Source organism: Paenibacillus sp. GCM10012306 (assembly GCF_042649265.1).
Taxonomy (GTDB): Bacteria; Bacillota; Bacilli; order Paenibacillales; family Paenibacillaceae; genus Paenibacillus_AQ.
Genome location: NZ_JBHRYW010000014.1, coordinates 89,936 through 112,758, shown reverse-complemented (window position 1 = coordinate 112,758; position 22,823 = coordinate 89,936). Strand labels below are relative to the sequence as shown.

Here is a 22,823-nt window from a genome sequence, read left to right as displayed (position 1 = left end):
TTTAAGGTTTATGGAAAAGGATGATTCTATAGTGGAAGCTATTATGGAATGTCAATCACTTACTAAGAGGTATGATAACCATACAGCGCTTAACAATATTAATGTGACTGTGGGCAAGGGCAGAATTGTGGGTTTGCTCGGACCCAATGGCAGCGGCAAGACGACCTTACTAAAAATGATCAATGGCCTGCTGGTGCCTTCCAATGGAGAAGTGATAATCAAGGGAATGAGACCTGGTATAGAGAGTAAGCGAATAGTATCTTATCTCCCGGAGAGGAACTGCCTAAATAACTGGATGAAGGTGAAGGAGTTAGTTGCCTATTACAGTGATTTCTACGCGGATTTCAGCCGGGAGAAAGCTAGCGATTTAATGAAGGATCTAAATATAAACATGGAGTCTCGCTTAAAGACTCTTTCGAAAGGGACCAAAGAAAAAATACAATTAATTCTTGTAATGAGCCGTGATGCGGACCTGTATTGTCTGGATGAACCTATTGGTGGTGTCGATCCTGCATCCAGAGACTACATCATCGATACCATCCTCAAGTGTTATAACCGTAGAGCATCCATTTTGATTTCCACACATTTGATTTCGGATATTGAGCACATTTTGGATGATGTGATCTTCATTGATAATGGTTGTATTCTACAAGCAGCTACCGCTGAAGAGATCAGAACCGGGAATGGAGTGACTGTGGATCAATATTTCAGGAGGATCTATGCTAAAAAAACTGATCAAATATGATTTCAAATCAACCATGAGATATATGATTCCCTTATATGTAATTATTCTCTTATTTACAGTATTGGCCCGACTGGTGACCCATGTAAGCGGATTTGAAGGCCTACTCGGTTTTATTCCCATTGTTATTAAGCTTACCTATGAGTTGATGTTGGCGGCAGCAATCATTATCACCTACATTTTGCAGGCGGTCCGTTATTATTCACACCTGGTTACCGACGAAGGGTATCTGACATTTACTTTACCGACAGCCATCCGAAATTTGACGATATCCAAGCTTGTGACCGCTGTGAGTTGGAATCTGGCCACAATGCTGCTTGTTCTGACTTCAATCGGCATCGTCTTTTATTCCGAGGAGAACAAGAGGGCATTTACGGCGGCCGTGGAGGAACTGTTTCAACAGGGAGCGGGATCAGGATCAGGTTCAGGTTTGAATACAACCATGACTATTTTATTGGTTTGTATCATTTTTATTATCACTTCCTTGACGATTCATCTATTTATATACACCTCCATTGCGCTGGGGCAAGTTCTCATGAGTAAAAATAGATTGGCAGGCACATTTGTGGCGGGGATTGTGATCTATATATCGATACAACTGCTGATGGTGGTTATACTCTTGCCGATAATGTTCATGCTGGACTTGAATACCGAGGACTCCGGTAACCATATGATTTTGTTGATGGCTATATGTGCCCTGTTTCAGATCTTCATTTGTGTCCTCATGTACAAGGCGGTAAACCATATGTTCAGCAAAAGGCTAAATTTAGAATAAGCAGAATTTAGTAGGGAGGCGGCAGTCATACATTTGCTTGAACTGAAACATATTCAGAAGAAGTACAGGGATGCCGAAGTGCTGAGGGATGTATCTTTACGGATTCAAAAGGGAGAATTCCTGACGATTATGGGTTCTTCCGGCAGCGGGAAAAGCACGCTCTTATATATTATGGGTGGTATGGAATATCCGACAAGCGGAAGTGTCCACTTGTCGGGACGGGATATTCTTGGACTCTCGGACAAGCAAAAAAGCAAACTCCGCCAAAGTGAAGTGGGATTTGTATTCCAGAACTATAATCTTGTACAAAATCTCACGGTAGAGGAGAATATTGTACTGCCCACTCTACTGGCTGGTAAGAAACAGCGCGATGTTGCGCCCAGGCTGGAAGAATTGCTACAACTGCTGGGTTTAAAGGAGCAACGCCGACAGATACCCAGCCAGTTGTCGGGCGGACAGCAGCAGAGAGTGGCCATTGCGAGGGCGGTAATCAACAACCCCCCATTGATTCTTGCGGATGAGCCAACCGGAAACCTCGACAGTGCTTCGGCCATTCAAGTCATGGAAATGCTGCATCATATCAACCAAACCTTCGAAACTACCATCGTACATATCACACATAACTCGGATTTGATCGGCTATGGAACAAGGAGTATTACCATAAAAGACGGACAGATTGTATCGGATGCTTTAGTAACACCCGATCGTCCTGCCGCAATGGTTGGGAACCCATAAGGAGATATGCCAGATGAATGAAATCTTGAAGATTGCAGATATTCTAGACGGAGCAGACACTATCCCTGAGCTTCTATCCAATGCTGTCGGCAGATTTCAGCAACAGACTGCAGTGAAGTTTAAAGCAAATGGTGCAATTATCGAAAAAACATATGTTCAGCTAAAGGCTGATTCTGATGCATTGAGCGCGGCCTTTGAGGAAAGGGGCCTTGCGCAAATAAACATTGGAATTATTGGGGATTTAAGCTACGAGTGGATGGTTACTTTTTTTGGCGTGACGGGTTCTGGGAATACAGTGGTTCCCATCGATAAGGATTTAAGCCTTCTGAATATTGAAAGATTAATTCTCCAAGCAGATGTAGTGGTTCTTTTTGTAGACGGCAACAGGCTGTATATCGCTGAGGAGTTAAGACAACGTTGTGAATCTCTGAAAGTAATCGTCTGCTTTGACAATACGGAACGCTTTCAGAGTTTAGATGAATTTTCGTGGGAAAGAGCCAGTAAGCAGCCAATGGCAATCCGCGTACATGCGGATCATACCGCCATGATTGTCTTTACATCAAGCGCGGCAGGTGATCACAAAGGGGCCATGCTCTCACACCGGAATCTTTGCCATGATGTTCTCTGCTCTGTCTATTTGGTGGGTAGGGGAGCTTTCACACCTGGAGAGTGTACGGTACCGGTACTTCCGCCACATCATATGTTTGCCATTACCCCCGGCATTCTGGCTCCGATGCTATTCTATGGTATTACTGTTTGTATAGGCGGCGGATTGAACAATTATTTGAAGAGTGTGAAGCAGTTCAGTCCTGCTATGCTCATCATGGTACCTATGATTGTAGAAGGCATTTATAAAAGAATTTTGAGAGAGGCAAAGAAAAACGGTAAGGAGAATCGAGAGGTTCTGAATATGCTTGGGGGGGAGCTGCGAACGATTATCTGTGGTGGCGCTTATATGGACGCGGAACTGGTGGATAAATTTCAGGCTCTGGGGATCACCTTACTGAATGGATATGGCATCACCGAGTGCTCACCGGTCGTTTCTTGTAATCGGCCAGGCAGCATAAGAAAAAATTCCGTAGGACTTGTTGCCCCTGAACCCTATTGTCAGGTGAAAATCAACAATGGTGAGATTATGGTTCGGGGAAGCATCGTTATGCAGGGATATTACAAGGATCAACGGGGTACTCAGGAGGCTTTTGAGGAAGGCTGGTTTAAGACAGGGGACTTGGGCTACACGGACAAAGATAACTACTTGTATATTACAGGCCGAAAAAAAGATCTCATCATTCTGAAGGACGGCAACAATATTTCACCGGTAGAGATTGAGCAGGCCATAGAAGAGCATCCGCTGATAGATCGCTCGCTTGTATACGCAGCGGATAAAAACGGCACGGAAATGTTGATGGCGGTCATATATCCTGATTACAAATATGCGGATAACAACGGAATTGATGATGTCGAAGCGGCTCTGAATGAAGTTATTCATACGATAAATAAAAGTTCACCCGCATTTAAGCGTATCCGAAGGGTGGAAGTACACGAGAAAGCATTTGATAAGCAGGATATGAAAAAAGAACGCCGGGTATTCACCACAATATCTAAGGAGTTGGCAACCTATGAACAAGGAACAGAATGACGAGCAAATGTTGCAGATCAAAGATATAATATCGCAATTTACAGATGTGGATCTAAAGGAGATTAGGCTGGAATCAGAGCTGATTTGCGATTTGGGCTTTACCTCCTTTGATCTAGTCTGTCTGCTGTCTTCCCTTGAAGAAGAGTTTGGTGTAAAGGGAGATGAGAAAATGCTCAAACGCATCAAAACTGTGGAAGATGTAAGCAGTATGATCCTGGCACATCAATGCGGAACTTTATAGGTTCTGACAATATAAAAGAGGTGAATGGACATGACATTGTTATCAAAATACCCAACGCTGAATGAAGAGGTCTTAAGTGCAATGCGGCAGTGCGATTTAAGTGAACTGGCCGGATACATGGGGGAGTTCTTTCAGGAAAAGAAAGAGAGCTTTACCTACCGCCAGGATAACAGTGAATATTATATTAATAGTTTCTTTCCTTCCTTCCCAGGTCCGGCTTGGAACCGTCTGATTAAGGGGGTCAATGATATAGTCTATCATGAGCGACGTGTTCCGCTTCAGGCTGATATTGTAGTCACTGGTAGGTGTCACTGCAACTGCTGGCACTGCTTTAGGGCCAAATACGGGGAAGAAGAATTGAGTATCGAGAAGATTAAGGAGTGTATGAATGAATTATCGGAGTTGGGAACCGCTTCGGTCGGTATCACGGGCGGGGAGCCGATGCTTCGAACTGATATTTTTGAAATCATCGAATCCATCCCGGAAGGAATGGAGGGGGTACTTTTCTCAACGGGTCTGGGGATCGATGATGCATGTGCGCTGAAATTCAAGAACACCCGACTAACAAGATGCATTCTGAGTTTGGACCATTTTGAAGAAGAAATATGCTGTAAGCTCAGACGAAATCGCAATGTATTTAAAGATGCAGTACAAGCGATCAAAGCGCTGACTACACAAAACATATATACGGCAGTTACAGTATGCGTAACGCAGGAGTTATTGAAGGAAGGGGCTTTGCAGCAGTATTTTGAGTTTGTCGCTGGACTCGGCGTGCAAGAAGTACGTGTAGTAATGCCGATTCCGCAAGGTAATCTGGAAGGAAGCGAGGTGGGCAGATTTTACGGGAAAGCGATGGGGTTGATTAAACAGTTGAAGAGAGAGAATGCTTCCAATGAGACGTTTCCGGTCATTGTTAATTTTTGCGAGTTTGAAAGCTCGGATTATTTTGGCTGCGGGGCCGGATCTAATTATATTGCTATCAATAATGACGGTAATGTAACGCCGTGTGTCGCCGTACCTTCTTCTTTTGGGAGTGTTCATGAGGACACACTGGGGAATATCTATAAGAAGATGGGTGAGGTATTTTCCAGTTCGAATTGTGCCTGCTTTGGAATTTCTTCCAGCCGTGTGATGACGAGAGATCAGATGGATACCTCTATAACGCCGACACCCCCGGATGTATCCTTTGATATTGCTAAAAAATGCAGAATTTCAAGTGAGCGGGCAGCTATCTTCAGATATTGTGCATCCAAGGGCCAGCCTAAGGAGGGGGTGCCGGTTGAAGCTCAAACTGAATTACCGACTCCTATCCAAGCTATATGATTTAAGTGAGCTATTGTTTTTTTGCCGTACTAGCCGGAGTCCCCGCCAGGCTTTGTTAAGCTATCTTCCGGATGATTCAGTTAAAGTCCTTGATATCTGTGCGGGCACGGCCATCAACGGTATACTGATATCAGAGCAGAAAACCAATGCCACTGTCTTTGGAATCGATAATTCCAAAGAAATGCTGTCTGTTGCACGCAAAAAAATAGTGAAGAAAAAGATTAAAAGTGTGGAAATGCACGAAATGGACGCCATTAATTTGGAATTTGCTGATCATGTTTTTGATGTGGTGATTATTTCATTAATATTGCATGAAATGGGCAAACCTATGGCCCAAAAAACATTAAGTGAAGTAAGGCGCGTTATAAAACCTGAAGGAACGGTATTGGTGGTGGAGTGGGAACAACCTCAAGGGTTGTTTCAAAAATTCATGTTCTCAATCATCAAACGGCTTGAATTTCAGAACTTTGAGCACTTTCTAAACAAGGATTTTGATCAATATTTCAAAAATAACGGACTTAATATCCTAGATGTGAGGCATTGTGATTATACAAGGATTTTTAAGCTGGAAGTATCTTAAGATAAACTGACTCCATACTTAATATAGAAAAGGTCTAGTTGAGTTCGTCAACTGGGCCTTTTCAAATTATATATTTTTATGAATTTAATGGAACTGAGAATGAATATGAGATAGAATTTAAGTATTAATCAGAATGATCACACGGAAAAATGTAATTATGTGCATCCAAGGTAGTGAAAGTTCGCAGAAATAATGAATAGCTGGAGGACACAGTCCTATGAGAATTAGATCAGTTTCCCTAGGAATCATTAGCAGAGAAGATGACATTTTAGTTCAAATCATTAATTTCCCTGGGATAAGTACAACTTTCTATCGACCTATCGGTGGGACTATTGAGTTTGGTGAAAATAGCAAACAAGCATTGATAAGAGAAATTAGGGAAGAACTGAATCAAGAAATTGAAGAGCCTATATTAATTTCTGTCATAGAAAACATATTCGGTACTGAGGATGATATGGGACATGAAGTGAATTTCATTTACGAAGCGAAACTGAGAGAAAAGACATTATATGATCTTGATGAGATAGAGGGAATAGAAGGAGATATTAAATATAAAGCTCAATGGAAACCTTTGAACTTTTTCAAAACAGATTCAGAAGATGTAAAGTTGGTTCCAGATGGACTATTGGATGTACTTTTAAAACAAGATAACCCAAATATAAGCATCATTAAGCATGTAAGAGCCAACTAAATTTAATATGAAATGAGATAGGAGAACAGAATTGAGTAGAGGGTTAAGAATTTTAATGGATATCTTCCTAATTGAAATTAAGAAATTAAATAAGAATAGTATGGTGAGATTCTTAATCCAATATCTCTTATGCATTTCACCCACCATTATAGTGATATCATTATTAATTCATTACTATCCAAATACAGGTTTAGGGAGGATTGTGGCATTACCAACGATTTATGTCATCAATACATCCATAATAGTAGTTGGAATGATCCTTCAAAAGAAATTTAAACCGTTTTTAAATTTTATGATATGGATCATGTTGATAATGATAACGATATCAATAGCTTTAAATGTTTATCCTCAAGAATCAGGACCGCCGGTAATTGAACTGATTTTCAAAAAGTGAGTTAAAAAATTTGGATAACAACAAGTTGCTCGAATCAATATACATATGGAAATTTAGAAGGACGTGAAGATCTTGAATTACATAAAACAAATAAGAGAGTTAGTAGGAACACGACCTATAATTATGGCAGGAGCATGTGTGATTCTTATAGACGATCAAGGTCGCTTGTTATTACAACAGAGAACTGATAATGGTTTATGGGGCTTACCTGGAGGTTCAATGGAGCCTGGGGAAGAAATGAAAGAGGTCGCAAGACGGGAACTATTTGAAGAGGTGGGTTTAGAAGCTACAGCGCTAGAGTTACTTGATATATTTTCAGGACCGGAACTGTATTATAAGTACCCACATGGAGATGAAGTATATAACGTAGTTGCTGCTTACTTATGCAAGGAATACTGTGGAACAGTTAAAGGTGATGGAGATGAAGTACAAGATATACAGTTTTATCACTTAAACGAGATACCAAACCAAATAAATCCTGCTGATTTACCTATAATAAAAAGATTTTTAAATGAAGTAAGACAATAAGGAACGTGAGGAGGTAACTCATGAAAGATAGTCAGATTGCTAGTTTAATAATCACCCTCCTAATCGGACTAATCACTTGTGTAACCGGATTCATTGTGAAGAAAAAACCTCCGAAAACGATAAATTCACTATATGGATACAGAACCAGGAGATCAATGAAGAACCAACTATTATGGGATGAAGCCAATAGATACAGTGCAGAATTAATGATCAGATATGGGCTGTTGTATACATTAATTGGTCTAATATTAAGCTTTCTATTTGAAGGGACTTATCTTTCACTCATTATTACTGGATTGATCTTTGTACCATTCACCCTCTTGATTATACAAACTGAAAAACGATTAAAAGAACTTGATGAAGAGCTAGAAAGGAAAAATTGATGTTGGGAAGAGATAATTGAATAAGCGAGTATCACAAGGAGGAATTGCATGAAAGACTATATAAATAACAATGAATATCAAATTAGCTTGCCGTACATAGGTGCAAAGTATGCAGCATTTTTTAGTATGATGGGTATTTTTTCTATATTAATTCATCAGATTTGGGATCTAGAGCAATGGAAAGAAATTTACATAACAATATTAATCTTATTAATAAGCGTCGTTGGAGTATCCATGATAAAAGAGATTAGGAAAAAACGTAGCATTGTTATAAAAGACAGCAATTTGATCGTTGATGGTGTGTTCCTTGAAGCTAATGAAATAAAATGTACCAATATCAATAAATATTACATAGAATTTGAAACGAATAAGAAAAGCTGGTCTCAGCGTGTGATCAGATTTGATTTTAAAGGCATAGAAAAAGAAACTCATAGAAGCAACTTAAAAGCATGGTTAAGGAGGAAAAAAATAACAATTAAATAAAAAGAAGGTATAAGAATATGAGTCATCGAACCTCTAATACCGTTATTAAAGCAATCCTCTTCGATTCTGGTAAGGTGTTGAATGGTCCTGTTACAGGACATTGGTTTATTAGCCCCAACTTTTTTAACTTTATCGATGAGGAGATTTTCTGCTCAATAGACAAGCAGACTAGAAATAAGGCATTTTATAAAGCCAATACCTATATATCAAATCAGAGTTTGATAAGAAATGAAGATGAAGAATTGTATCATTTCATTGAATTCTATAGAATTTTCGCTGCTGAATTGCCTCAATTAGGGTTGGGCGAAGATCAGATCAAAGCTATTGCGACTGATTTAGTTTTTAATTATGAAAAGTATAAGTTCTATACAGATGCGATAGAATTAATCCCGGAGTTGAGCAGGACTTATAAGCTGGCTGTAGTCTCGGATGCATGGCCATCTTTGGATAATGTATTTAAACAGGTCGGGTTAAGGGATTACTTCTCATCCTTTATAATTTCCTCAGTAAAAGGAGTCAGTAAACCGCATGAGTTAATGTACAAGGCGGCTCTTGAAGAATTGGAAGTCTCTCCATCTGAGGCTATATTCGTTGATGATAACATTAGAAACTGTGATGGCGCCGAGCGGCTTGGAATTCACTCTATGGTATTGAGCCGGGATATGAAGCAGTATTTATTTAACAAGATAACAAATCCCAAACACTTAATAGTGCGAAACTTAAATGACGTTGTGAGGAAATTAAAGTAATCTTAATAGTAACTCGAAGAGCACCATAGCATCGGATAACAACGTATTTACACACTAGGGATTTCGTCCTGCAGGCGCTAAAATAATGGAATAATATCAGACAACAAACGACCCAGCTTAAGATAAGAGTTATCTAAGGCTGGGTCGTTTTGTGAAGATGAGAACAGTAGCTGGAAGTATATCCAATTCAGAGCAACGGGGGATGAGATAATGAAAGGAACTCACATTATAGTTTTCTTTTTCATACTAGTTGTAGTTGGATTAATTGGATGTAGTCAGACCACCTCTTAATAAAAGAAGTGAATGTAGAGAAGCTTGATAAAAAAGTCTAACTCTTTGTTAATAACCTTGAGAGCAAGAATGGCGTTTTTTTATATTCGGTAGCAGGGGAAACAAAATATTTGGTAGTTAAAAATTCTAGTGATTACAAGGAGAAGAAGCAAAGTATCTTCAATCGATCAAAGCGCACATTTTGGATCAAATGTTAGTAATAAATATAGAAGAACTAAGTACAGATGATTACCAGGATAAGAGATTAGCTGCGACAAGAATTTACCAACTAAGCGGTGATAATGAATATGGGGAAATACAGATTTATAAGAATGGAAAAGAGGAGGCCTTTGATTTAGTAGGCGGATAACAAGGATCAGAGGTATTGTCACTTAGTGAGATCTCCATATAACAATAAAGAAAAAAGGACTAATATAATGAATACGAAAATAAGAACTCTAGCAATCATAATAGGTGCTTTGGTAGCTATATTTGTAGTAACGCTTGTTGCCTACGTTCAGGTAAACAAAATTGTATATGCAAATAGAGTAACGAACTATCTAATAGAAGAAAAGAAATACAGTAGAGAAGAAATAGCGTCTGTAAAAGGAGTATGGGGAATAAAATTACCGCCATTTTATTCGGTAGTTATTTTTAAAGATGAACCAGATGTTGAATATGTATATTTTGCACATAATGAAGTATTGCAGTTTAGTCATAGATCGATCCAAGAAGGCAGAGAAAATGGCATTACTGAATCGGAATTGAAACATTATGTTCCACTCGAATAACAATGTGTTTTCATTTTGACAAAACAAAGGTGAATTTCATGAATGAAAATATTAAAATCAGAGAATTTGATAAAGAGGATAGTCCAAAAATCTCAACCATTATTCGAGATAATTTAGTACACGTTAATAGTAAAGATTATTCCGAGAAGATTATTAATAATATGTATAGTATTTTTACACCTGAGTATCTCGTTAGTCTAGCCGGGCAGAGGAAAGTGTTTGTAGCTGTTTTAGAAAATTCGATTATCGGAACTATTAGTTTGGCTGGGGATACTGTCTATACTCTTTTTATTGATAAGGACCATCATCATTTAGGTATTGGACGGATACTTATTACTTTCATTGAAGGAATTGCCCGTGATACAGGAATCACATTGCTTAAACTACCCAGTAGTATAACGGCACAAAGTTTCTATGAGAAGCTGGGCTATCATGAAATCGATGTAGTTGAATCTGAAGAATACGGCAGAGATATTATTATGATAAAGAATATAAGTGATTGAGCGGGAGGATAATTCTATGGATATACGACTTACATTTAATGAGGATGTAGAGAACTACGATAGGTGGAGACCCAACTACTGTGAAGAGTTATTCCAAGATATTATGGGGTATGCTCAAATTGAGCAAGGTAACAAAGCAATTGAGGTTGGTATTGGAACGGGTCAGGCGACAAGACCTTTCCTCGAAACAGGCTGTGAATTAACGGCAATTGAATTAGGAGCAGACCTCGCAGAGTATTCAAGATTAAAGTTCCGAGAGTTTGAAAACTTTACGGTATGTAATACTACATTTGAAGAGTTTGAATGTCCAGATGACAGTGTAGATCTAATTTATTCAGCTACTGCATTTCATTGGATTCCAGAAGAAGTGGGTTATCCTAAAGCCTCAAAATTATTAAAAACCGATGGGACACTAGCATTATTTTGGAACCGCCCCTTTGTAGCACGAGAAATTAACGAATTACATCAGAAAATCCAAGCCATCTATCAAAAATACAGACCCTCTAATACCAAAATTATAGAAAATGACACTGCAAGATATAATAACATATCCAAAACTATTCAAGCTTATGGGTTCAGGGATGTTGTGTTTAAGTTATATCATTTAACTAGAAGCTTTTCTGCGACTGACTATATCGCACTATTGAATACATATTCGGACCATAGAACAATGCCATCCATTACAAAAGAAAGGTTTGAAGATGAGATTAAAGAAGCAATTATCAAGTTTGGTAATGTACTACATGTTTACGATACTATCGATTTGTATTTAGCCAGGAAATGATTTGTTCTCGTTGCACGGACTTCCCGAATGTGGTAAAAACATCATTGGCCGTATGGATTTGACTTATCCAGCTTTGTAGCATATGATGAATACATCAAAAATAATTGATGTATCGGGTGGTGAGAATAACCATGGATCATTCGCTACTGTTTGCTAACTATGAACGAAAGTTCAAAGCGTTGGCAGATCAGAAGCGCTTGTCGATTTTATATGAGATCAATAAGCGTTCTGAGGTATGTGTGTGTGATTTGGAAGCGATCGTGGATCTGCCGCAATCTAAGCTATCTTATCACCTCAAATTGTTGCTCGATGCAGAGTTGCTGAAATGCCGCAAAGAGGGCCGCTGGAATTACTACAGGATCAATGAAGAGGCCATGCAGTATTTATTGTCTGACGACGTTTGTTGTATTTTTTACCCGCCGAAAGGATAAGCGGGTAAAATTTTTAAATTATACATCAAAAAAAATTGATGAATTGGAGGTTTTTTTTCAATGGTCAAAATAGAAGTGTTCGAATCCGGTGGATGCTGCTCAACAGGTGTCACTAACCCGGAAGAAAAACGGGCGTCGATTCGCTTTGCGGTAGCTATTAGCCAGTTATCTCAAGCAGGATTCGATGTTAGTGGATATAACCTTCTGAGTGATACAACGAAGTTTGAAGAGAATGAAGCGGTAAAAGAGGTACTAGCGAGTGATCCCAGCAGCTTGCCTGTTACTTTACTTAATGGTGTTGTTGTGAAGACACGTTCATTACCCACCAATGAGGAATTGTCAGCGTGGACGACAATGTCTCTTGAACGACTTGAGGGCAAAGGAGAATGCATATGATACCTTCATTTGATGTGAACCAAATCCAAGTTACACCTTATTTGTTTTTCACAGGAAAAGGGGGCGTAGGAAAAACTTCAACGGCATGTGCAACAGCAGTGGCCTTGGCGGATCAAGGGAAAAGAGTGCTGTTAGTCAGCACCGACCCAGCCTCTAATTTGCAAGATGTTTTTCAGACGGATTTGGATATGAACTATAAGTCAATCCCGGAAGTACCTAATTTGTTCGTCACCAATCTGGACCCGGAGGAGGCTGCGGCCCGTTATCGTGAGGATGTTGTGGGACCCTATCGTGGTAAGCTGCCGGAAGTCGTTATTAATCAGATGGAAGAACAGTTGTCCGGATCTTGCACAGTCGAGATTGCTTCATTTAATGAATTTTCTCATTTGCTAACCGATCAGGCGTTAACAGAATCGTTTGATCATATTGTTTTTGATACAGCGCCAACAGGGCATACTTTGCGTCTTCTGCAACTCCCCAATGCCTGGAATGAGTTTCTGCATAATAGCAAGGAAGGCACTACACAAGGGGGCTTGCTCGCCGGATTGGATAAGCGTAAAGAGGTGTATAAGCAAACAGTCGATGTGCTCAGCGATCCACGGGCAACCTCTCTTGTGCTTGTAACAAGGCCGGATCACGCACCGCTCAAGGAAGCTGCCCGTGCATCCCAGGAATTGGCGGAGACTGGAATCAAGAATCAAATGCTAATTGTCAACGGACTATTGATGAAGCCACTTGTTGGTGATGACACAGCGGCAGCTTATACGAAGCGGCAACAAGACGCACTAGATCAACAATCTATTTTACTGCAAGCTCTGCCAACTTATGCCGTACCATTGGTGTCATTCAATGTGGCAGGGGTGGCGAATGTGCGTCGTTTATTCGCTGACGAGCAAGATGCTCCTAGTACTGAAGTGAATACGACAGAATTAAAGGTTTCTGGTCTGGCGGCAATTCTGGATGATATTGAGTCTAAAGGTCAACGTGTTATTTTTACAATGGGAAAAGGCGGGGTGGGCAAGACGACTACAGCGAGCGCCATCGCTGTTGGTTTGGCAGCACGGGGTCTAAAGGTACATCTTACGACGACTGATCCTGCTACGCAGCTAGATCAAATCATGCACGACAACATTAAAGGCCTACTCAGCATGAGCAAAATTGATCAAAAAGTTGAAGTGGAGAAGTATCGTCAAGAAGTTCTGGATAAAGCGCGAGAAACTATGGATGAACAAAGCATCGCCTATGCGGAGGAAGAATTAAATTCACCGTGTACTGAAGAAATTGCAGTGTTCCGTGCGTTTGCTGATCTGGTGGATAGAGCAGATAACGAAATCGTAGTGATTGATACGGCACCCTCCGGCCATACGCTGTTACTGCTCGATGCGACAGAATCGTATCATAAGGAAATTGCGAACGCTTCCGGGGAAGTACCGCCATCCGTGAAAAAATTGTTGCCACGGTTGAGAAACGAAGAGGAGACGGCAGTCATCATCGTCACCCATGCAGAAGTTACACCGGTGTTCGAAGCGGAAAGGCTCGCAGATGATTTAAGACGAGCGGGGATTCATCCCAAGTGGTGGCTGATTAACCAAAGCATGGCCTTAACCGGGACAAAAGATGTTATTCTACAGCAACGCGCAGCAAGTGAGCGAATCTGGATCCAGCGTGTGGAAGAAATTTCGGGCAACCACTATGTTGTATTGCCTTGGCAATCCCGTGAGGGGAACCATAGCGAGAAGCAAAGTGAGCTGAATAATGCCGGAGTCACGCTATTGCCGGAACCACGTACCGATGAGGGGTGTTGTGGACCTAAGGCTGGTTGCTGCTAAGAATTTTATTGGAGGATTAGAGTTAAATAAAAAACTTCTACTAGAGACATTTCTCTGGTAGGAGTTTTTTTTATATTCATATCATTTGTCGATGTCCCCGCTGATGTAGAGCTGATTCATGCGAATGTTGGTAATACCGAACAGGCAAGTGAGGTATTTAAAGAAGCTGCTGTTGTCTATCATTGTGCTAAACCGAACTATACGAAATGGCCTGAAGAATTCCCTCAGCTTACGAAAGGGATAATGAAGGGGGCGATGAAGGCCGGAGCCAAACTGGTATATGCAGACAATCTATATATGTATGGGCCCTCCCAAGAGGCATATCATGAACAAATGCTAAATCTAGCCGTAGATAGTAAAGGAATAACCCGGGCACAAATGGCCGATGAAATTCTGAAAGCACATGACAAAGGGCAGCTTCGAGCAGTTATCGGTAGAGGACCCGATTTCTATGGTCCGGGGGTGTTGCATTCTATTCTAGGCGGGGATAGGGTATTTAAGAAGGCGTTACAAGGTAAGCCAGCGCAAGTCATCGGTAATATCGATGTTCCTCATACTCATATTTACATAAAAGATTTTGCTGCAGGTCTTGTTAATTTGGCATTAAACGATGCCGCATTAGGGCAGATTTGGCATCTGGCCAGCGCCGAAACAACCACCACCCGAAATTTAATCTCCCAAGTTTATTCACAGCTTCAGACTCCGTCTAAGGTACGTGCTGCCCCCAATTTTGTATTTCAATTCATGAGTTTGTTCAATCCCTTTATGCGAGAAATGAGAGAGATTGAGTACATATATACGACCCCTTACGTAGTAGACCATAGCCAATATGTGCAGGAATTCGGAAATCACACTACTCCACATGCTCAGGCTATCGCGGAAACGATTGATTGGTTTCGCAGATAGCCCCTTGACGGAAAATTATATTTTATCTATAATTCAATTAATCAATTGAATATATTATAATCGCATATACAAGGAGGTTATTCCCCATGGGAGCAACTGCGCTGACTAAACAATCTTTTCAAAATGAAATTCAATCTGGTGTTACTTTGGTTGATTTTTGGGCCTCTTGGTGTGGGCCATGTAAAATCCAGCTTCCAATCGTTGATGAGTTGGCAGGCGAAATGAAGGGTCAAGCAACCCTCGCCACGGTCAATGTGGATAATGAACCAGAATTGGCTTCACAGTTCGGTGTAAGAAGTATTCCGACACTGTTATTGTTCAAGGATGGACAACTGGTAGACACAATGGTCGGCGTCAATCCAAAGAATGTTTTGAAGGATAAAATCTTAAACCTGGTCTAATGGCTAAGGTTCGAAAATCCCGGTAGTACGTATAACAAGTGCTGTCGGGATTTTTGTATACGGAAACCCTGTAGTAGTAATAAACAGAACGCCCCTTCTCATGTTGAATAGGGTGCTTCATTTCCTTTACAGTGTTAACCGGAAATATGCAGCACTGGGCGGAAGCGGACTTCCGCGTACACTGAATTTAATTGCTCTTTGAATGGGGGGCCGTATGAAAGAAATTACAGAAATAACCTCAATAGCAATGGGACATGATTTTCTGGAAAAGCATGAGTTGAGCTTCCTGTACGTGTCCAGACCAGAATGCAGTGTATGTCATGCAATACTGCCCAAGCTAAGGGGGCTGCTGGAGGCATACCCGGAAATTCACCTCGGACATATTGATGCCAATGTGGTGGAAGAGGTAGCGGCACAATTTTTGATTTTCACTGTACCTGTGATGCTGCTAATGGCAGGTCAGAGGGAGTATATCAGAGCCGACCGGTTTGTCGTCTTTGAGCGATTGCAGGAGCAATTAGATCAAATCTATGCGTTAGTAAAGGAAGAGGAGTGATTGAAATGGCTGATACAACCATTAACATGAACACTGTTTGGTATAAAGGGGCTAAGGGGGATGGCCGGATTTCAAGTGATAATCTGAAGACGCGAATTGCGATCCCTCTGCTGAAAGGCGGTAGCGGAGACGGGGCGGAGCCTCAACAATTGCTGATGTCTTCGGCTGTTCAGCTGAAGCGCTGATTCTAAAAGCGGAAAAAGAATGCCATATTGGTCAGCTGCTCATCAGAGGAGGCATTCCAGTGGGAACAGTAGGCAAGGTATCTATAGATAACGGGGAAGATGCAACCAGTAATTTTATTGAAAAGCATGGTCTGGATTGGTGATTGTTGCACGGACCTTTAAGCGGCGAAATTATTAGGACTCTTTAATTGAATTGTATTCCTGTATTTGGTATTCTCTTTGGAAGAATCTCAATTTTTGTTGGGGTAGAGGAGAGAGAGTCTATGTACATTAAACAGACGATTGAGCAGCTTACGCCTTATGTACCGGGGACCCAGCCGCAGGTAGACGGGCCGATGATCAAGATTAATGCCAATGAGAATCCATATCCACCGTCGCCACGGGTGAAGGAGATATTGAGCGGGTTCGATTATGGGCAGCTGCGCTATTATCCTGACGCCACCAGCCAAAGGTTAAGGGCGTTAATTGGGGCGCATTTCAATCTGAGTTCCGGGCATGTGTTCTGCGGCAACGGTTCTGACGAAATTATTGCCTATCTGTTTCAAATCTGTCTGGAAGAAGGAGACTCTATCGCCACTCCTTATCCTACATATACCTTGTACAAGACGATCGCGGACATTCATCGTGTACATACCGAATATGTGCCGACACGTGATGATTTCTCCATCGACATAGAGGCGCTCATTAATACAGGGGCTAAAGGCATTTTTATTGCTAACCCTAATGCGCAGACGGGACTGCTGTTATCGCTTGCCGAAATTGAACACCTGCTCCAGAACTACGAGGGGTTAGTGGTCATCGACGAGGCATATATTGACTTTGCACCAGCGAATGCATCGGCTTATGAGCTGGTTGCACGCTATCCGAATCTCGTGGTGCTACGTACCTTTTCCAAATCCTATTCATTGTGCGGTATCCGGGTGGGGTTCTGCTTGGCGGCTCCGACACTGGTGAATGCCTTGGATAAATGCCGGGATTCCTACAATGTCAGTCACCTTAGTCAGCTCATGGCCGCGGCGGCCTTTGAAGATCAGCTGTATTTGCAAAGGACAATTAAGCAGGTTGTTTCTACTCGTAAACGTGTCAGTGATACGCTGATTAGTCTTGGTTTTGAAGTGTTGCCTTCGCAAGCAAATTTTCTTCTATGTAAGCCACGGCATCACGCTGCCAGTGATATCTATGATTTTTTGAAGTCAAAGCATATTTATGTCCGTTATTTTGACGCTCCGCAGCTCTCGGATAAGCTGAGAATTAGTGTGGGGACGGATGAAGAGATGGATGTGCTGCTGGAGCAACTGACCGAGTTTATTAGCAATTAGATGTACACCTATCATTAAAAAGCCAGCGAATCCCCTGAACTGCACCTCCATTGTTAGTCGTGTCTAACTAGTGGGATGCAGTTCATCCGATTATTGGGGACCAGCTGGCTTTTACTGTGTTAGTGAAAATATCTCTGCTCATCAAGCAGATCGTGGAGAAATTCAATGTTCATTGAGGCGAAGGTCTGCCTCTCCCTTGTTCCTCTGTTAGTTGCTCACCCGGAAAGCCTCCCAGGCCCCGCCAACAGCAGTGCGGTTGGCAACCAGCTTGCCTCCGTTATTTAAATCACAGGTAACATACAAGTTATTGGCCAACGCTTGCAGTGCAATCGTGCCATTCCCTAAATCCACACGATTAAACTTCTCCCACTGCTGAATGGTTGTAGCTTTGGCGATCAATGCACCACCTGTATTGAGATCTGCGGTGACATATTTACTATTGATTTTGGACTTGAGGGAGACTGTGCCATCCGAGTTCGTGACTAATTCAAAGAGTTCCCAGTCTCCTGCAGCTGCTCTGTTGGCGACCAGTTGGTCATTACCGTAATTTTCAGCAGAGACGATTTGCTGATTGGCTTGGGCAACCAGGTAGGAGTATCCTGTTGGATTGGGTGTCACATTACCAGTTACCTCTGAGTAAATGGCCTGAAGCAGCGCTCCAGATCTGTCATTGCTGTACTCCCAGAACATAATACCGCCCAGAGCGTTGTTCTTCACATATTGTACCTTCAGAGTGAGCGATTGCGGATCGTCATAAGAGATGAAGGTATTTCCATTAAACAAGTAAGGGGCTTGTGCACTGCTGTCCCAATACCGTGTATATCCGTTCTTATTCAAATATTGGCTGACAATCGTGTTGTAATCCGGTTCGAATCCCCCGGAACCAGGTCTGTCGAGGCCATTATTGCTATTCTGCACGCCTGTCCAGGACCGGCCGTAAAAGGCTCCCCCAATGACCAGTTTGCTTGCGGGAACGCCGCCATTTCGGAACAAATTGACCGCAGAGGTTACGCTAATATCTCTTCCAGACAAATTCGTATGGTGACCGGTCGTCGCATCCCAGCTTCCGTGGAAATCGTAAGTCATCAAATTGATCCAATCCAGCAGAGGCGTAATATTATTAATTTCCACGCCATTCAGATAGCTGCTGCTGGCTCCAGCTGCAATAGTCAGCAGGTACTGCTTGCCATTAATTTGGCCTTGCGCGTTCAGTTTGTCGCGAACCTTGGAGAGAAGCAAGGTGAAATTTTGTTTATCCTGCGGCCGTGCGGTTGTGCCTGCTGCAGGGTTGGTTGGATATTCCCAGTCTAGATCAACACCATCCAAATTATTGGCGGTCACCAGTTGCACAAGACTGTCTGCAAAGGTTGTACGAGAAGCATCTGTAAGTGCTGCATCAGAAAAACCGTTCGCACCCCAGCCCCCGACAGATAACAGAACCTTTAAATCTGGATTCCGGGATTTCAATCCCACCATAGTTTGCAGATTCGTACGGTCATTATTCGTAATCGTGGCTCTGCCGTTGGAGATCAGGGCAAAGGAGTAGTTGATATGAGACAACTGCTCTGCTTTGATATCATTCGCGGTCAAGTTGGCCCAGCCAGCCACATAAGCGATGATTTTCTTAGGAAGAGGAGCGGCATCGGCCTGCTGTGTTGGCCCAACGACCAGGCTTGAAGCGATAAGAATGAATGACAAGAAGAAGAGCATAACTATTTTACTGATTGATCGGGTAGTGCTAACTCGATTTTTTTTCATCACAAATTCTCCTTTTTGGTTTGAATTTTAAAATCTAGTAGCCTATCCATACCCTCCTCTCCAGGCGGACCACGCCCGTTCATTCGTATGTCTTTGTCTCTCATCCATCTTGCTGCGTAGCTATGCCTATTAACGTCCATCACTCTCATCCTTTCTGTTCTTCACAGAATTACGACTATCGTGAGCGATAAATAACATAGTATGTAAGCGCTATCTATTATTTTTAGAACGTTCATCGATTCTAGCAAAATGCACAGGGAGAGACAGCATAAATAGAGTTAACGTAAATAAGTTTAGATAAGGAATGCAGGTCAGAATAGAAGAAGGTTGTAGGTCTGGAAGAGGGAAGCGTAAAGCAGTGAAGGGTAGTAGCATTAATAACTGGAAGTTATAGAGTGCGTAGGATGGGGGGAATGCAGGGTAGATAACAGGCGTTTATCTGCCATATGAATGTGAGTTTTGTTTCGGCAGGATTAAAGAACTTTGGAATCTTTGTAAAATTAAGGATAGTATAGAGATGCAGTATTTGTCAACTAGATTTAGAAAATTGTATTTAAATGGGGTATTGGGACGAAATTTAAAATTAGGTTAAATGAATAGAGTTTAGTTTATAACCATTCTTTCCAAATCAAATATAGCCAATTAGTTGGTACAATTAGATTGATTCAGCTTGAAAAAGAGGGTGGCATGCGCTGTGATACATGAAGCCGAGAATGTATTAGCACACTATTCGCTGGTGGAACCTGTCATTTGGGGCGACATTTGCAACGCTTCTTGAGTGGATCGAAAATACGGTAGTCTCAAACAGGAAGACTATGATGTGATTACAACCGTTCTACAAATTGTAAAGGAGCAGATAACCGAATTGGATGCAAGAGGGAACTCCTGAGGCGTTATTCATGCGAATTTTCAATTGGGAAATATCGTAGTCTCTGAGGGAAATACTTCGCTAATAGACTTTTGCTTGTTTGGGTACGGACATTATTGTTTTGACTTGGGCAGCGCCTCTTCCATGCTTAAAAGTGAACTGCGTACAACCTTTTTGGAGGGTTATGCTTCATTAATGATCCGGAGAAGAATGGCTGGATTAAAGAGCACGCTGCAAAAATATGCAGAATGCATTGTCGAGATTTTCTTGCTGGCAAAGAGGTTTACTACTCGTTGTGAGGGTATTTGAGGCTGCTTCCGGGCAGTCTTATTTTTTATTTTGGCGACCATACGTAACTTTTTTTGGAGTGAATGTCACAAATGAACTACTTTTTCAGTTATACAGCTAGAGAGGAGGACGCCAACGTGAATGAAGATATAAACGAAGTTATTAACAAGGTGAAATTAGGTGATACGGAGTCATACGCCACGATTATCCGATGTTTTCAAAGAAAGATATACTTGTACTGCTATTATCTTCTCTCCAGCAAAGAAGAAGCCGAAGATGCTACTCAAGATATATTTATTAAGGGATATAACAACTTACGAAATTTCACTCCAACTGTATCGTTCTCATCTTGGCTGTATAAAATTGCTTATCATCATTGCATGGACCTTTTGAAAAAGAGAAATAAGTTTCTGGATCTAATATTCAATTATAAAAAAGAAAAGCAGCAGCCCATTGCAGATCAATCCAGTCGCTATACCGATTATGTCCACGATTTATTAGAGCGATTGAGCCTTGAAGAGAGGAAGATTCTATTGCTGCGTGCTTTAGAAGAATATTCTTTTGAAGAAATTGCTTTAATTATGGATTTGAAGCCCGCCGGGGTCCGCAAAAAATATGAAAGACTTCGAAAAAAATTACTTGCACAAAAGGGAGGGATTCAAAGTGAACAAGTCTATCGACATGGATGATCAAGAAATTTACCATATTAAAAAGATGATTCGAGAGACATCTGTTGAGCTTGATTTAACCGACCGAATCATGGAGTCTTTTATGCCAAAAAGGACTAAGGCTACAGGACATTCTCGCTTGCACCAAGGATGGCGTAGAGCAATGATATCCATTGCTTCAGTTGCCGCCATTGTAATTATTGTTACCGGAACTGGATTTATATCGCCAACGTTGGCAGCATCCATAAAACAGATTCCAGGCATGAACAGTATTTTTAAATTGGCTGGTGATCTTGGGTTAAAGATGGCAGATGAAAAGGGGCTTGTGACGGTGCTGGATACAGGGGCTACACATGATGGTCTGACATTACGAGCGACAGCGATTACTTTCGACGGCACACGTGTATCGATTGGACTTCAGCGTGAAGTTCTAGATCATGTTCAGTCTGCGGAATCTTTATTAGCCGCAATCAAAAATGTGGAATTAGCGATTGACGATAAAGATATTCAAACTTACTCGGCCGCTGGGTATAACGATGTTGGTATTTTCATTAATCCAACTCAGGATCAAAATACGGCGATACTGCAATTTGCTGATTTGAAAAATCAGGGCGGGCAAGCACTCCCTGACACCTTTAAACTCTCGTTGGAGTTGACACTGTCAGGAGCTCAAGAACCATTTAAATTGACTATCCCTGTAACAATAAATACGGAGAACAACCTTGTTCTAAATCCTGCCATACAGCGTAAGTACGAGAATATTAATTTAACGCTTGATAAAATTGAATTCACACTAATTACCACTAATCTGACAACAAGGATAGAATTGCCCGAAGGAATGAAGATAGCTGAACTTCAAAGCTCCCAAGGCATGATCGGATACGATTTATTTGATGAGACGGGGAAAAAGATTAAGCTGATATCCGGCAATGGATGGAATGCGGAGAATGGTAATGTTTTGATTACCGATACTCGCTTTGAACCTTTTGAGTCCATTCCTAAATCGATAACTTTAAAACCGTATAAATATATTTATAAGGATAATGACTCATACCTGTTTCAGTTAGATGCAGATGGGCATGTAAAAGTAGAATATATTCCTGAGTTGGAGATTACGCTGCCCGTTGTGGCACAATAGAGGCGTATTACTGTTACAATACCTAGCCTGTAGACGGGAGTGAATGGCATGATGCCCATGCTTTTTCGTATCGATGGAGGTGGCTCTGAGCAAAGAGTTCCAACGCGTTCAAGCGAACTTTGCTTAGAGCCTTCACCATACTGAAGAGTGAACTCTTTGCTTCTCTATATACCGAATTCTGCTATATAGATAGGAGCAAAATAATGAAATATCAAAATGCACAACAGATGCTACCGGCAGAATTACTGCATAGCATTCAAGAATATGTACAAGCAGGATATCTGTATATCCCAGCCCGGCAAGGGAAGAAAAAACAATGGGGCGAATGTTCCGGGTATAAGCAAATGCTGCAAGACCGTAATGAAGAGATCATGCGTAATTTCCGTTCAGGTCTAACCGTCAAGGAGCTTGCACACAATTACTATTTGAGTGAACGCAGCATTAGACGAATTATTCGCGGTCAATAAGG

At 41.4% G+C, this 22,823-nt stretch carries 29 protein-coding genes; 28 read left to right on the top strand and 1 reads right to left on the bottom strand.

The window, feature by feature from the left end:
- Nucleotides 1–10 precede the first annotated feature (10 nt).
- The 24 genes from ACFORK_RS24945 to hisC all read left to right on the top strand — a co-directional run bounded on the left by ACFORK_RS24945 (nucleotide 11) and on the right by hisC (nucleotide 17,634).
- Nucleotides 11–745 (top strand): ABC transporter ATP-binding protein, encoded by a 735-nt coding sequence (locus ACFORK_RS24945; RefSeq protein ID WP_379204208.1) that lies wholly within the window; start codon nucleotides 11–13, stop codon nucleotides 743–745.
- Complete coding sequence (locus ACFORK_RS24940; protein WP_379204206.1) at nucleotides 720–1,517, top strand: hypothetical protein; 798 nt, start codon at nucleotides 720–722, stop codon at nucleotides 1,515–1,517. Before ACFORK_RS24945 ends, ACFORK_RS24940 begins: the two co-directional genes overlap by 26 nt.
- A 33-nt stretch (nucleotides 1,518–1,550) precedes the next feature.
- On the top strand, nucleotides 1,551–2,252 hold the full coding sequence (locus ACFORK_RS24935) for an ABC transporter ATP-binding protein (RefSeq protein ID WP_379204204.1): 702 nt from the start codon (nucleotides 1,551–1,553) through the stop codon (nucleotides 2,250–2,252).
- A gap of 13 nt (nucleotides 2,253–2,265) precedes the next feature.
- Complete coding sequence (locus ACFORK_RS24930; protein ID WP_379204202.1) at nucleotides 2,266–3,891, top strand: AMP-binding protein; 1,626 nt, start codon at nucleotides 2,266–2,268, stop codon at nucleotides 3,889–3,891.
- Nucleotides 3,872–4,132 carry an acyl carrier protein gene (locus ACFORK_RS24925; RefSeq protein ID WP_379204200.1) on the top strand — a complete coding sequence of 87 codons (261 nt, stop codon included), beginning with the start codon at nucleotides 3,872–3,874 and terminating at the stop codon, nucleotides 4,130–4,132. Before ACFORK_RS24930 ends, ACFORK_RS24925 begins: the two co-directional genes overlap by 20 nt.
- A gap of 30 nt (nucleotides 4,133–4,162) precedes the next feature.
- Complete coding sequence (locus ACFORK_RS24920) at nucleotides 4,163–5,455, top strand: radical SAM/SPASM domain-containing protein (protein WP_379204198.1); 1,293 nt, start codon at nucleotides 4,163–4,165, stop codon at nucleotides 5,453–5,455.
- Nucleotides 5,412–6,035 carry a class I SAM-dependent methyltransferase gene (locus tag ACFORK_RS24915; protein ID WP_379204196.1) on the top strand — a complete coding sequence of 208 codons (624 nt, stop codon included), beginning with the start codon at nucleotides 5,412–5,414 and terminating at the stop codon, nucleotides 6,033–6,035. The genes ACFORK_RS24920 and ACFORK_RS24915 overlap by 44 nt, the downstream gene beginning before the upstream one ends.
- Before the next feature lie 217 nt (nucleotides 6,036–6,252).
- Nucleotides 6,253–6,726, top strand: a complete 474-nt coding sequence (locus ACFORK_RS24910) for an NUDIX hydrolase (protein ID WP_379204194.1) — start codon at nucleotides 6,253–6,255, stop codon at nucleotides 6,724–6,726.
- Between the two features lie 466 nt (nucleotides 6,727–7,192).
- A complete protein-coding gene (locus ACFORK_RS24905; protein WP_379204192.1) occupies nucleotides 7,193–7,648 on the top strand; it encodes an NUDIX hydrolase in 456 nt (151 codons plus the stop codon).
- A 20-nt stretch (nucleotides 7,649–7,668) separates the two neighbouring features.
- The gene (locus tag ACFORK_RS24900) at nucleotides 7,669–8,031 is read left to right on the top strand and encodes an SdpI family protein (protein ID WP_379204190.1); all 363 of its coding nucleotides are present in this window, start codon (nucleotides 7,669–7,671) and stop codon (nucleotides 8,029–8,031) included.
- Between the two features lie 48 nt (nucleotides 8,032–8,079).
- Nucleotides 8,080–8,514 carry a hypothetical protein gene (locus ACFORK_RS24895; RefSeq protein ID WP_379204188.1) on the top strand — a complete coding sequence of 145 codons (435 nt, stop codon included), beginning with the start codon at nucleotides 8,080–8,082 and terminating at the stop codon, nucleotides 8,512–8,514.
- Between the two features lie 17 nt (nucleotides 8,515–8,531).
- Nucleotides 8,532–9,263, top strand: coding sequence for an HAD-IA family hydrolase (locus tag ACFORK_RS24890; RefSeq protein ID WP_379204186.1), 732 nt, complete (start codon nucleotides 8,532–8,534; stop codon nucleotides 9,261–9,263).
- A gap of 472 nt (nucleotides 9,264–9,735) precedes the next feature.
- The gene (locus ACFORK_RS24885) at nucleotides 9,736–9,903 is read left to right on the top strand and encodes a hypothetical protein (RefSeq protein ID WP_379204184.1); all 168 of its coding nucleotides are present in this window, start codon (nucleotides 9,736–9,738) and stop codon (nucleotides 9,901–9,903) included.
- 67 nt (nucleotides 9,904–9,970) lie between these two features.
- On the top strand, nucleotides 9,971–10,324 hold the full coding sequence (locus tag ACFORK_RS24880; RefSeq protein WP_379204182.1) for a DUF3139 domain-containing protein: 354 nt from the start codon (nucleotides 9,971–9,973) through the stop codon (nucleotides 10,322–10,324).
- A 38-nt stretch (nucleotides 10,325–10,362) separates the two neighbouring features.
- Complete coding sequence (locus tag ACFORK_RS24875) at nucleotides 10,363–10,827, top strand: GNAT family N-acetyltransferase (protein ID WP_379204179.1); 465 nt, start codon at nucleotides 10,363–10,365, stop codon at nucleotides 10,825–10,827.
- Nucleotides 10,828–10,843: 16 nt separating this feature from the next.
- Nucleotides 10,844–11,611 carry a class I SAM-dependent methyltransferase gene (locus tag ACFORK_RS24870; protein ID WP_379204178.1) on the top strand — a complete coding sequence of 256 codons (768 nt, stop codon included), beginning with the start codon at nucleotides 10,844–10,846 and terminating at the stop codon, nucleotides 11,609–11,611.
- A gap of 131 nt (nucleotides 11,612–11,742) precedes the next feature.
- Nucleotides 11,743–12,042, top strand: coding sequence for an ArsR/SmtB family transcription factor (locus tag ACFORK_RS24865; RefSeq protein ID WP_379204176.1), 300 nt, complete (start codon nucleotides 11,743–11,745; stop codon nucleotides 12,040–12,042).
- Between the two features lie 60 nt (nucleotides 12,043–12,102).
- Nucleotides 12,103–12,438, top strand: a complete 336-nt coding sequence (locus tag ACFORK_RS24860; protein ID WP_379204174.1) for an arsenic metallochaperone ArsD family protein — start codon at nucleotides 12,103–12,105, stop codon at nucleotides 12,436–12,438.
- Nucleotides 12,435–14,267, top strand: coding sequence for an arsenical pump-driving ATPase (gene arsA, locus ACFORK_RS24855; RefSeq protein ID WP_379204171.1), 1,833 nt, complete (start codon nucleotides 12,435–12,437; stop codon nucleotides 14,265–14,267). The genes ACFORK_RS24860 and arsA overlap by 4 nt, the downstream gene beginning before the upstream one ends.
- A gap of 48 nt (nucleotides 14,268–14,315) precedes the next feature.
- Nucleotides 14,316–15,173: an NAD-dependent epimerase/dehydratase family protein gene (locus ACFORK_RS24850; protein ID WP_379204266.1), complete on the top strand. Its 858-nt coding sequence runs from the start codon at nucleotides 14,316–14,318 to the stop codon at nucleotides 15,171–15,173.
- Between the two features lie 86 nt (nucleotides 15,174–15,259).
- On the top strand, nucleotides 15,260–15,574 hold the full coding sequence (trxA, locus tag ACFORK_RS24845) for a thioredoxin (protein WP_379204169.1): 315 nt from the start codon (nucleotides 15,260–15,262) through the stop codon (nucleotides 15,572–15,574).
- A 214-nt stretch (nucleotides 15,575–15,788) separates the two neighbouring features.
- Nucleotides 15,789–16,130 carry a thioredoxin family protein gene (locus ACFORK_RS24840; RefSeq protein WP_379204167.1) on the top strand — a complete coding sequence of 114 codons (342 nt, stop codon included), beginning with the start codon at nucleotides 15,789–15,791 and terminating at the stop codon, nucleotides 16,128–16,130.
- Nucleotides 16,131–16,156: 26 nt separating this feature from the next.
- A complete protein-coding gene (locus ACFORK_RS24835) occupies nucleotides 16,157–16,315 on the top strand; it encodes a hypothetical protein (RefSeq protein WP_379204165.1) in 159 nt (52 codons plus the stop codon).
- Nucleotides 16,316–16,578: 263 nt separating this feature from the next.
- On the top strand, nucleotides 16,579–17,634 hold the full coding sequence (gene hisC, locus ACFORK_RS24830; RefSeq protein ID WP_379204163.1) for a histidinol-phosphate transaminase: 1,056 nt from the start codon (nucleotides 16,579–16,581) through the stop codon (nucleotides 17,632–17,634).
- Nucleotides 17,635–17,841: 207 nt separating this feature from the next.
- On the opposite strand, the gene ACFORK_RS24825 is transcribed toward hisC, so the two are convergent.
- Nucleotides 17,842–19,392 (bottom strand): glycosyl hydrolase family 18 protein, encoded by a 1,551-nt coding sequence (locus ACFORK_RS24825; RefSeq protein ID WP_379204161.1) that lies wholly within the window; start codon nucleotides 19,390–19,392, stop codon nucleotides 17,842–17,844.
- An 895-nt stretch (nucleotides 19,393–20,287) separates the two neighbouring features.
- Between ACFORK_RS24825 and ACFORK_RS24820 the strand changes: the two genes are divergently transcribed.
- The 4 genes from ACFORK_RS24820 (at nucleotide 20,288) to ACFORK_RS24805 (ending at nucleotide 22,821) form a co-directional block, all read left to right on the top strand.
- Entirely contained in the window at nucleotides 20,288–20,569 is a 282-nt protein-coding gene (locus tag ACFORK_RS24820; protein ID WP_379204263.1) for a phosphotransferase, read from the top strand.
- Nucleotides 20,570–20,640: 71 nt separating this feature from the next.
- On the top strand, nucleotides 20,641–21,237 hold the full coding sequence (locus ACFORK_RS24815; RefSeq protein WP_379204159.1) for an RNA polymerase sigma factor: 597 nt from the start codon (nucleotides 20,641–20,643) through the stop codon (nucleotides 21,235–21,237).
- Complete coding sequence (locus ACFORK_RS24810) at nucleotides 21,212–22,354, top strand: DUF4179 domain-containing protein (RefSeq protein WP_379204157.1); 1,143 nt, start codon at nucleotides 21,212–21,214, stop codon at nucleotides 22,352–22,354. The genes ACFORK_RS24815 and ACFORK_RS24810 overlap by 26 nt, the downstream gene beginning before the upstream one ends.
- A gap of 203 nt (nucleotides 22,355–22,557) precedes the next feature.
- Nucleotides 22,558–22,821 carry a CD3324 family protein gene (locus tag ACFORK_RS24805; protein ID WP_379204155.1) on the top strand — a complete coding sequence of 88 codons (264 nt, stop codon included), beginning with the start codon at nucleotides 22,558–22,560 and terminating at the stop codon, nucleotides 22,819–22,821.
- The last annotated feature ends 2 nt before the right edge of the window (nucleotides 22,822–22,823 follow it).